The sequence below is a fragment of the Paraclostridium sp. MRS3W1 genome, from assembly GCF_032465715.1.
Taxonomy (GTDB): domain Bacteria; phylum Bacillota; class Clostridia; order Peptostreptococcales; family Peptostreptococcaceae; genus Paraclostridium; species Paraclostridium dentum.
On the sequence record NZ_JAWDJM010000134.1, the window covers coordinates 26,599 to 37,112 of the forward strand.

The 10,514-nt window shown below is 28.1% G+C and carries 12 protein-coding genes; 10 read left to right on the forward strand and 2 right to left on the reverse strand.

The window, feature by feature from the left end; translation table 11 throughout:
* Positions 1 to 45 precede the first annotated feature (45 nt).
* The 8 genes from RWY47_RS10955 to rbr all read left to right on the forward strand — a co-directional run bounded on the left by RWY47_RS10955 (position 46) and on the right by rbr (position 6,235).
* Positions 46 to 471, forward strand: a complete 426-nt coding sequence (locus RWY47_RS10955) for a rhodanese-like domain-containing protein (RefSeq protein ID WP_224170573.1) — start codon at positions 46 to 48, stop codon at positions 469 to 471.
* A gap of 86 nt (positions 472 to 557) precedes the next feature.
* Positions 558 to 1,769, forward strand: a complete 1,212-nt coding sequence (locus RWY47_RS10960) for an ABC transporter substrate-binding protein (RefSeq protein ID WP_224170574.1) — start codon at positions 558 to 560, stop codon at positions 1,767 to 1,769.
* Positions 1,762 to 2,619, forward strand: a complete 858-nt coding sequence (locus tag RWY47_RS10965; RefSeq protein WP_224170575.1) for an ABC transporter permease — start codon at positions 1,762 to 1,764, stop codon at positions 2,617 to 2,619. The genes RWY47_RS10960 and RWY47_RS10965 overlap by 8 nt, the downstream gene beginning before the upstream one ends.
* Positions 2,620 to 2,627: 8 nt before the next feature.
* A complete protein-coding gene (locus tag RWY47_RS10970; protein WP_150842625.1) occupies positions 2,628 to 3,431 on the forward strand; it encodes an ABC transporter permease in 804 nt (267 codons plus the stop codon).
* On the forward strand, positions 3,418 to 4,440 hold the full coding sequence (locus tag RWY47_RS10975) for an ABC transporter ATP-binding protein (RefSeq protein ID WP_150842626.1): 1,023 nt from the start codon (positions 3,418 to 3,420) through the stop codon (positions 4,438 to 4,440). The genes RWY47_RS10970 and RWY47_RS10975 overlap by 14 nt, the downstream gene beginning before the upstream one ends.
* A gap of 36 nt (positions 4,441 to 4,476) precedes the next feature.
* On the forward strand, positions 4,477 to 5,088 hold the full coding sequence (locus RWY47_RS10980; protein ID WP_150842627.1) for an NUDIX hydrolase: 612 nt from the start codon (positions 4,477 to 4,479) through the stop codon (positions 5,086 to 5,088).
* An 81-nt stretch (positions 5,089 to 5,169) separates the two neighbouring features.
* Positions 5,170 to 5,514 carry a rhodanese-like domain-containing protein gene (locus RWY47_RS10985; RefSeq protein ID WP_150842628.1) on the forward strand — a complete coding sequence of 115 codons (345 nt, stop codon included), beginning with the start codon at positions 5,170 to 5,172 and terminating at the stop codon, positions 5,512 to 5,514.
* 184 nt (positions 5,515 to 5,698) lie between these two features.
* The gene (rbr, locus tag RWY47_RS10990; RefSeq protein ID WP_021429180.1) at positions 5,699 to 6,235 is read left to right on the forward strand and encodes a rubrerythrin; all 537 of its coding nucleotides are present in this window, start codon (positions 5,699 to 5,701) and stop codon (positions 6,233 to 6,235) included.
* A gap of 104 nt (positions 6,236 to 6,339) precedes the next feature.
* On the opposite strand, the gene RWY47_RS10995 is transcribed toward rbr, so the two are convergent.
* Together RWY47_RS10995 and RWY47_RS11000 are read right to left on the reverse strand one after the other, a co-directional pair.
* The gene (locus tag RWY47_RS10995; RefSeq protein WP_150842629.1) at positions 6,340 to 7,395 is read right to left on the reverse strand and encodes an NAD(P)H-dependent flavin oxidoreductase; all 1,056 of its coding nucleotides are present in this window, start codon (positions 7,393 to 7,395) and stop codon (positions 6,340 to 6,342) included.
* A 154-nt stretch (positions 7,396 to 7,549) separates the two neighbouring features.
* The gene (locus RWY47_RS11000) at positions 7,550 to 8,956 is read right to left on the reverse strand and encodes an MATE family efflux transporter (protein ID WP_224170576.1); all 1,407 of its coding nucleotides are present in this window, start codon (positions 8,954 to 8,956) and stop codon (positions 7,550 to 7,552) included.
* Between the two features lie 207 nt (positions 8,957 to 9,163).
* Here RWY47_RS11000 and RWY47_RS11005 point away from each other — a divergent pair, with 207 nt between their 5' ends.
* Both RWY47_RS11005 and RWY47_RS11010 read left to right on the forward strand, forming a co-directional pair.
* Positions 9,164 to 10,084 carry a ribonuclease Z gene (locus RWY47_RS11005; protein WP_150842630.1) on the forward strand — a complete coding sequence of 307 codons (921 nt, stop codon included), beginning with the start codon at positions 9,164 to 9,166 and terminating at the stop codon, positions 10,082 to 10,084.
* 78 nt (positions 10,085 to 10,162) lie between these two features.
* Positions 10,163 to 10,459, forward strand: a complete 297-nt coding sequence (locus tag RWY47_RS11010; protein WP_021429132.1) for a rhodanese-like domain-containing protein — start codon at positions 10,163 to 10,165, stop codon at positions 10,457 to 10,459.
* Positions 10,460 to 10,514 lie beyond the last annotated feature (55 nt).

Below are 10,514 nucleotides of genomic sequence, written 5' to 3' on the forward strand. Positions count from 1 at the left end.
AATTTAGAATTTTATGACGAATTACGGAGTATAGGGGGAATAGCTATGAAATTAAATAAAAAAATAAGTGTTATAATTGCAGGGGCATTAATTACATTTAGTGTTGGAAGTTTAGTTGGATGTACTCAAAAAACTGATAGTGATAATAAAACATCCGCTAAATATGAAAATATAAATGCAAAAGAAACTGAAGACTTATTAGCTACTGGAGATGATATAGCGGTTGTTGATGTTAGAACAACAGGTGAATTTAACACAGGTCATATAGATAAGGCTATGAATATAGATTTTGATAATTTTGAAAATAATTTAACTATATTAGATGATTATAAAGAAAAACCTGTTTTGCTTTATTGTAAGACAGGGAACAGAAGTGAAAAGGCAGCAAAAATTTTAGAAAAGCATGGTTTTACAAAAATATATAATGCTACAGACGGTGTTGAAGAGCATGACTACAAATTAGTTAAGTAAGTTAATAAAAATAACCTCCCAGCTTTATAATATTTAGTTGGGGGGTTATATTATTATTATAAATAAAATAACAGAGGAGGAACAACATGAAAAAAATTATTGCCTTGGGAATAACGATATCCCTATTGTTTTTAGTTGGATGCAGTAATGGAAAGGCTACGAGCCAATCGGATGATCAAATTTTAAGTAAAAACTATGAAGAAATTGAAAAAAGTGCAAAAGGAAGTACTGTTAACTTTTATGGATGGGGAGGAAATGAAGTACTGAATAAATGGTTTGATAATTATGTAATCCCAAACATGAAAGAAAAATACGATATAAATGTAAAAAGAGTAGGTATGGATATAGATACCATAATGAATCAATTAATATCTGAGAAACAAGTTAAAAATGATAAAGGAAATATAGATGTGTTTTGGGTAAATGGAGAAAACTTTAAAACGGCAAAAGACAATGAACTTTTATTTGGACCATTTACTAATAAAATAGAAAACTATGAAAAATATGTTGATACGAATTCAAAAGATATAACAACTGATTTTGGCACACCTGTAGACGATATGGAGTCTCCGTGGGGAAAAGCTTCATTTACAGTACTAAAAAACGCAGATAAAGTAAGTGAGAATATAGTAGACACTAATACATTAAAAGAAGCTATAGTGAAAAACCCAGGGAAGTTTACATATCCAGCTCCACCAGATTTTACAGGAAGTGCATTTGTAAGAAATGTAATATATGATATAGTAGGCTATGAAAATTTAAAAGATTTACCTGAAGATGAAGCTACAGTTAAAAAAGCAATTCAACCAGCTATGGACTATTTAAAAGAAATAAAACCTTACTTATGGAATGAAGGAAAAACTTATCCATCGACTACAGCGCAACTAGATAATATGTATTCTGATGGAGAAGTTAATTTTAGCATGACTTATGCTCCAAATGAGATTGAAGGTAAGATAAATTCTGGGGAATTTGATAAAAGTACAGAATTTATAAATTTTGATAAAGGAAATATATCCAATACTCATTTTTTAGCAATACCTAAAAACTCATCAAATAAAGCTGGTGCAATGGTATTAATAAATTATTTAACAAGTATAGATGCGCAAGCTTCTAAAAGTGAACCTAAAAACTGGGGAGATATGACTATATTGGATTTAAATAAGATACCTAAAGAAGATAAATCAAAATTTAAAAACTCAGTACAAGTAAAGAATCCAGTTCCAGAAGTTAAGGCAAGTTTAGTACCTATAATAGAAAAAATATGGTTACAAGAGGTAGCTAACGTTAATGGGTAAAATAAAACCATATTTACTTATTGCTCCAGCCGCATTGCTATTATTATTTATAATGGGAGTAGGTATTTGCACATGTATATTACAAAGCTTAGGTTATTTCCCTTTGATTGGATTAGATAATATAACTTTTGATTATTACAAAGAGATATTATCTAATCAACAATTTATAAATTCATTAATGCTAAGCTTAAAAACATCGATAATTTCATCGACAATAGCAACTATAATAGGAATTTTGTTAGCGTATTTAATGACAAAAAGTAGGTTTTCTAAGTTAAGATATTTTTTATTAAATTTGCCTATTATAGTTCCACATATAATAGTTGTAATGCTTGCATTTGCTGTTTTCTCTAAAACGGGTATAATATCTAGAATGTTATATAATCTAAATTTAATAAACGATTCTAGAGAATTTGTAAGTTTAGTAAATGATAAAGCTGGTATAGGAATAATTATTGTATATATACACAAGGGCATGCCATTTATAGCGATTACAGTGTATAATATATTGAAGAGTTTAGATGTTAAGTTAGAAGATGTAGCGCTAAATTTAGGGGCTAATAAATTTCAAGTACTTAAATTGGTAATAATGCCACAGATAATGCCTACAATACTTTCATCATTCATTGTAATATTTGCGTTTTCGTTTGGATCATTTGAAGTACCATATTTAATTGGGGCTACAAATCCTAAAGCACTTCCTGTTAATGCATATATAAACTATATAAATACAGATTTAGCTCAAAGACCTTTATCAATGGCTATGAATAGTATATTAACTGGTATAAGTTTTATATTATTAATATTATACAATTTAATTTTTACTAAATTAAAGAAAAATAAATTATAGGTGATCGTATGAAGAAACAATTTAAAAATCTAATCATAAATATAATATTAATTTCGTTATTAATGCCTTTAATAATACTTTTTATTTGGGCTATATCTTCATCGTGGGTATTTCCTAAAATTATACCAACTGAGTTTTCGCTGAGAGGTTTTGAATACATTTTAAATGGTGAAAACATAAGAGTACTAATAAACAGTATACTTATATCTATATCAGTTGTAGCTTTAACTATGCTTATATGTATACCAGCATCTAAGGCGATAGCACTTTATGAATTTAAAGGTAAAAAATTATTCGAGTTATTAGTTTTATCTCCTATAATAATACCTGTCATATCTGTAGCTATGGGAATACAATTAACTTTTATTAAGATGGGATTAGCAAATACTGTACTCGGAGTGATTATTATAAATGTAATTCCATGTATACCATATGGAGTTAAAATGATAACGGATGTATACAAATTAATAGGTGATAAATATGAATTACAAGCTAATATGTTAGGGGCTAAAAAATTAGATACTTTAAGATATGTTACAATTCCGCTGATACTTCCAGGTGTAATAGGAGCATCTAGCATGTGTTTTATAATATCTTTTAGTCAATATTTTTTAACTTTATTAATAGGTGGAGGAAGTGTAATTACGTATCCTTTAATAATGTTTCCTTATATACAAAGTGGAGATAGGATGATATCTTCTATATACAGCATAGTGTTTATATTAATCAGTTTAATTGTAGTAGCTTTAATGGAAGGCAGTATACGCAAGTACTATAGAAATGATAAGGAGATAAAAAATGTCATCAGTTAAAATTGTTAACTTAACAAAACAATTTAACAATGTAAATATACTTGAAAATATAAATTTAGAAATAAATCAAGGTGAGTTGATAACTCTTCTTGGAAAATCTGGTTGTGGAAAAAGTACGACGCTTAAACTAATAGCAGGGCTTATAAGACCAGAAAGCGGGGATATTTTATTTGATGGAAAATCAGTTTTAAATTTAAAAACACAGGATAGAAATGCAGTAATAGTATTTCAAGACTACTCTTTATTCCCACATATGAATGTATTTGAAAATATAGAGTTTGGACTTAAAGTTAATAAAATAGATAAGAATTTACGAAAAAATAAAGTTTTAGAACTTATAAACTTAGTGAAATTAACAGGGTTAGAAGATAAATATCCTAATGAATTATCTGGAGGGCAGCAACAAAGAGTTGCGATTGCAAGATGCCTTGCAGTGAATCCTAAGATATTGTTGTTAGATGAGCCATTTTCAAGTTTAGATATAAATTTGAGGGGGGAAATGAGGGAGTTTATCTTGAAAATACAAAAAGACTTAGGAATAACTACTGTACTAGTAACTCATGATAAGGAAGAGGCACTAATGATGAGCGATAAGATAGCAGTTATGATAGATGGACGTGTAGCTCAATTTGATACTCCTAGAAATTTATATGAAAAACCCAACTCAAAAGAAGTGGCAAATTCTTTTGGAGAAAGGAATTACATAATTGGAGATATAGATAATGGCAAATTTAAATCTAGTGTATTAAATCTAGATTTAAATGTTAAAGAAAGTATAGATAATGTAGAGCTAATGATTTCAAAAGAGGATATAAATATATGTGATTTAGAGTATGAAACAGGAATTGAAGGTACAGTTGAAAGTAAGATTTATGCAGGAGACATAACTTATTATAATGTGAAAGTTAAAAATTTATTATTAAAAGTGAGTTCTAACAATGGTTCATATGAAATAGGAGAACATGTAAAATTAGAAGTGAATCTTAAGAATGTAGTATACTTTAAATAGATAATATTTATACATTAAAACTAATGGAGGTTCTTTATGGTAGACAATAGAATAAAAAAATTAAAACCACTTGCTGAAACTAAGTTTTTAAGTATCTATGATGCAACATATACTAATAAATTAGGAAATGAAAATCACTGGATGATAGCATCTAGAAAAGGATATGAAAATTTATCAGAAAAATATTTCAAAGGTAAAAAAGATGATGTAGATGCTGTTGTTATAGCCGCGTTTCATAAGGAAATTAAAAAGTTAGTAATTGTTAAACAATTTAGAGTGCCATTGAATGATTATGTATATGAACTGCCAGCTGGATTGGTAGAGAACAATGAGCATATAGAGATTGCAGTAAAAAGAGAGTTAAAAGAAGAAACAGGACTTAACTTGTTAGAGATAAACAAAAACTTAGGAAACAATCAATTATACTTATCTCCAGGTATGACTGAAGAAAGCGCGAGTCTAGTTTATTGTTTATGTGATGGTGAATTAAGTACTGAATATTTAGAAGAAGAAGAAGATATTAAACCTATGTTAGTTAGTAGGGAAGAAGCCAAAAAACTATTAGAGAAAAATGTGAAAATGGATATAAAAGCATTTATGACATTACAAAGTTTTGTTTTATTTGGAGATGATTTTTTAAAGTTTTAATTATGTGATAAAGTCACAGAAAAAAATTTATTAAAATTATAGAATGAGTTTAATAAACTTAATAGGTTAAAGGAGTACTTTATGGGATTTTTATCAAACTTATTTAAAAATAACAAATACAAAACTATAAATGGAAATGAACTAATTGGCTTATTAAAAAATAATAAAAATTGTATAATAATAGATGTGAGAACTGCTCAAGAATTTAAAAGTGGACATATAGAAAAAGCAAAAAACATATCTGTTAGTGAGTTAAGATCGAAAGTTAATTCAATAATAAAATACAAACATAATGATGTAGTTCTTTACTGTGCTTCTGGGGCTAGAAGTAAGTCTGCAGCTAATTTTTTATACAAAGAAGGATTTGAAAATATATACAATTTAAAAGGCGGAATGGGTTCATATTTAAATGCAAAAAGAAAATAAAGAAGATGATTTAATAAAATCATCTTTTTTATTTTATATTACAAAAAACTATTAAATAAAAAATGTAAATAAAGTAGTAAATCTTACTATATTGACTAAGTTTGACTAATGGTATATAATACCACCTGTAGAGGGTTAATGAAAACGTACCCCAACAAATATAGTGAATATTTGGAGGCTAGCTATGGATATAAAAGGTACTAAAACTGAAAGAAATTTAGCTACAGCTTTCGCAGGAGAATCTGAAGCTAGAAATAAATACAGTTTTTATGCATCACAAGCAAAAAAAGAGGGCTATAATAAAATAGCAGACTTTTTTGAAGAAACTGCAAAAAATGAAATGGCACATGCAAAAATGTGGTTTAAATTACTTCACGAAGGAATTAAATCAACAGAAGATAACTTAAAAGATGCGGCAGCTGGAGAACATTATGAATGGGTAAGTATGTATGAAAAGTTTGCACAAGAAGCAGAAGAAGAAGGGTTTGATCAAATAGCATTCTTATTAAGATCAGTAGGTGCTATAGAAAAAGAACATGAAAAAAGATATAATGAACTACTTAAGGCTTTAGAAGATGATAAAATTTTCAAAAAAGATGAAGTTGTAGAGTGGAGATGCCAAAACTGTGGACATTTACACAAAGGTACAGAAGCACCAGAAGTTTGTCCTGTATGTCAACATCCAAAGGCATTTTTTGAAATAAAAGCTGATAAGTTTTAATATTGTTAATTTTAAATTTTAGGTTTATATACATATTATGTAAGAAGAAAATATAGATATAAAAATATGGGTGTTTCTAATAGAAACACCCATATTTAAGTTTATTATAGTTTAGATGTTAATTCATCAATAACTTCAGATACATTTTTTAATCGATCAACCTTATAAGCGTTACTTCCGCAAAATAATAGACCGTTTTCAATATCTCCACGAACTGCATCTATAAGTGCCTTAGAAATACAATAAGGTGTATTACTTGGATTACAAGGTATTAAGCAATTATAACATTTTTTAATTTTTCTACCTTCAGAACTAACTGACTCAATAAAACTATTTCCAATTGCACGACCAGGCATTCCAACCGGGCTTTTAACTATCTTTATATCGTCTTGACTAGCATTTACGTAAGTCATTTTATACTCATAAGCCGCATCACATTCATGAGTAGCTACAAATTTAGTTCCTATCTGAACCCCACTTGCACCCATATCTATGTATTTCTTTACGTCATCGCCTGTAAATATACCACCAGCAGCTATAACCGGAATATTTTTATTAAATTTATCTCCATAGTTTTTAGCTATGTCTAAGATTTTAATAAATTCCCCATCATAATCTATGTTGTCTATATTATCTAAATCATCATTATGATAACCTAAGTGTCCACCAGCTTTAGGACCTTCAACTACTATTAAGTCTGCAGTAGTATTTTCCTTTCTATCCCACATTTTTAAAATAACTCCTAATGCTTTAGATGTGGAAACTATAGGTGCTATTTTAACAGAACTACCTTTAACAAGTTTAGGTAAAGCAGTAGGAAGTCCTGCTCCAGAAATTATTAAATCTACTCCTGATTCTATACAAGTTTTAACATGATCTTCATAATAATTCATAGCGACCATAAGATTTACACCTATTATACCACCTTTAGAAATTTCCTTTGCTTTTAATATATGTTTTTTTAATGCTCTTAAATTAGCTTTAAGAGGATTTATTTCAAAATCATCTTCGTCATAACCTACCTGTGCACCAGATATAACTCCAACACCACCACAACTAGCTACTGCACCGGCAAGAGATGATCTAGAGACACCAACTCCCATTCCGCCTTGTACTACAGGCACTTTAGCAATTAAATCTCCTATTATTAATGGTTTCATTAATTTCCTCCAAAAAAATAATTTTACTAGATTATTATATTAAGTATTAGTACCTAGTAATAATTAAATTATACTATAAAATTAAAAATAATCAATCAGTATTTTAAAGTACAAATAAAAAAGCAAAATACTCTTTAAAAGAGCATTTTGCTTTTTAATCAGATTTTGTTGATGCAAACTCAGGATTAAACTTTTTGTTAGAGGAGAGGTCGCTTTCCTTAAAGTTAATAACGGATTTGTTTTTCCAATATCCTTTTTTATAATATATTCCGGTAACAATTAATCCTACACACCAACCAATAGGAATTCCCATCCATATTCCATTCACACCAAATATTGATGATAATAAATATGATGCAGGAATTCTGGCTATCCATAACGATATCATGGAACTTATCATTGCAAACATTGAGGCACCAGCACCACGGATTGCACTAGTTAACATAAATGATGTTCCTATAAATATGAAAAATGGACCTATAGTAAGTAAATACATAGATCCTATAGAAACTACATCAGGATCAGTATTAAACAATTTTATTAAATTTTCTTTGAATAATAAAAATACTATTAATACAAATATAGATATACACAAAGCCATAGTAATAGAAGATTTTACACCTTTTTTTACTCTGTCAACTTTTCCAGCCCCTATATTTTGGGCAACAAAAGTAGATACAGCACTGCCTAAATTCATAATAGGAAGTGATATGAAAGTTTCAACTTTAGATCCAGCTCCAAAGGCAGCCATGGCAGATGTGCCATAACCATTAACTAAAGATTGTAAGGTTATATTACCAATAGAGAATAGTGTTTGCTGAACTGCAGATGGCAGACCAAGTTTTAATCCAGTTTTAAATATTATATAGTCGTACTTCAAATTTCTAATTCTAATTTTTAAGATTTCATGACGTTTATTAAGATATATTACACTAAATATAAATGCTACAGCTTGAGCGATTATAGTGGCAAGAGCTACACCATTTACACCCATATTAAAATAAATTATAAAGACAATATCTAGAATTATATTTAAAATAGTAGCTATTATCAAAAAATATAATGGATTAGTAGAATCACCAAGACCTCTTAGTATAGCACACACGGAATTATATCCTGTTGAAAAAACTGTACCAGCAAAAATTATAATTAGATATCCCTTAGAAAGTTCAAAAATTTCACTTGGGGTATTCATAATATGAAGTATATTTCCACTAAAAAAAACTCCTATTAAAGTTATAAAAAATGAAGCTATAAAAATGAATACATATGTGGTATCTATTGCTGCTTTAACTTTAATCATATTTTTAGAACCATAATATTGAGATATAAGAATTGAGAAGCCTAAGGTTATGCCCATTAAAAAAGAAGTAAGTAAAAACATAATTGGATTTGCGCCAGATACTGCTGCCATAGCATTTTTACCAACAAACCGTCCAACAATAATGCTATCAGCTGTATTGTATAATTGTTGAAATAAACTTCCAATTAGCATTGGGAGGGCAAAGTTAAATATACATTTACTTTCATTTCCGACTGTTAAATCTTTTATAAATATCACCTCGATTTATTAAAAATAAGTTATTAATAATATAGTAGCAAATATTTAGAATATTCTCTATATAAAGTTGCTTTTAAAATTAAATACTTGAATTAACATATACTTAGCAGTATATAATAAATACAAAGATTAAATTGCTATTTTGCTAGATATTCGATCTAAAAGACTTAAAAGTAGTATATTTTAACTGTTAAAAGAGGTGATAATATGGTTGAAATAACTTTACTAGGTTGTGGTGGAAGCATGCCAGTGCCAAATCGGTACCTTTCATCTTTGCTTATAAATTATAGAGGAAGAAAAATACTTATAGATTGTGGTGAAGGAACTCAAGTTTCTATGAAAATTGCAAATTGTGGATTCAAAACTATAGATTATATTTGTATAACTCACTTACATGGAGATCATATAATTGGGCTTCCCGGCATACTATCTACAATTGGGAATTGTGGTAGAACAGAAATGTTAACAATAATTGGTCCTAAGGGAATAAAAGAAGTTATAGATGCTTTCAGATTAATAGTAAGAGAACTTCCATATGATATAAATATAATAGAAAATCCTAAAGAAGATATATTAGTAAGTAACAATTATATTAATAAAGATATTATTATATCTACTTTAGAGGTAGAACACTCAACTCCATGCATTGCATATAGTTTTTATATAAAAAGAAAAGCTAAGTTTGACATGGAAAAAGCAATGAAAAATAATGTGCCAAAAATTCTTTGGAGCAAACTTCAAAATGGAAGAGAAATAAAATTGGAAGGTAACATATATACAAAAGATATGGTTTTAGGTCAACCTAGAAAAGGAATTAAAGTAAGTTTTGTTACAGATACAAGACCAATAAAAGAAATTATGGACTTTGTAGATAATAGTGATTTATTGGTATGTGAAGGTATGTATGGAGATGATTGTGACTTAGAAAGGGCTATAAAAAATAAACATATGACATTTAGAGAAAGTGCAACAATCGCAAAACAATCAAATGTAGAAACTATGGTTTTAACACATTTTAGTCCAATTATAAAAGACCCTAATATATATATTGAAAATGCGATGGAAGTGTTTGAAAATACAATAATAGGAACTGATAGATTAAAGTTGAATTTGCTTTTTAAAGAATGACAATTGTAGTATTGAAGTTTTAATAATTTTTACATGGGTATATAATAAAATATTAAAACATACATCATGGAGGACATTATGAATTTTACAGATATAGATAATGATAAGTTAAAAGAATTAGCCAAAGATAAAAATACATTGTTAATTGATATAAGAACGAAAGAAGAATTTGAAGAAAATCATATAAACAGTGCTATTAATATACCTTTACATGACTTGATGTACAATATAGATGAGATTGAAGATTTTAAAGAAAAGAACATAGTGGTGTACTGTAGAAGTGGACATAGAAGTATTACAGCATGTAACTTATTAGAATTAGAAGGATTTAATAATATTTATAATTTAAAATATGGAATTTTAAGTTATAAATAGATAATTTGAAACGAGTGGATAAGCATAAATCTACTCGTTTTGAATTTTTTAGTGT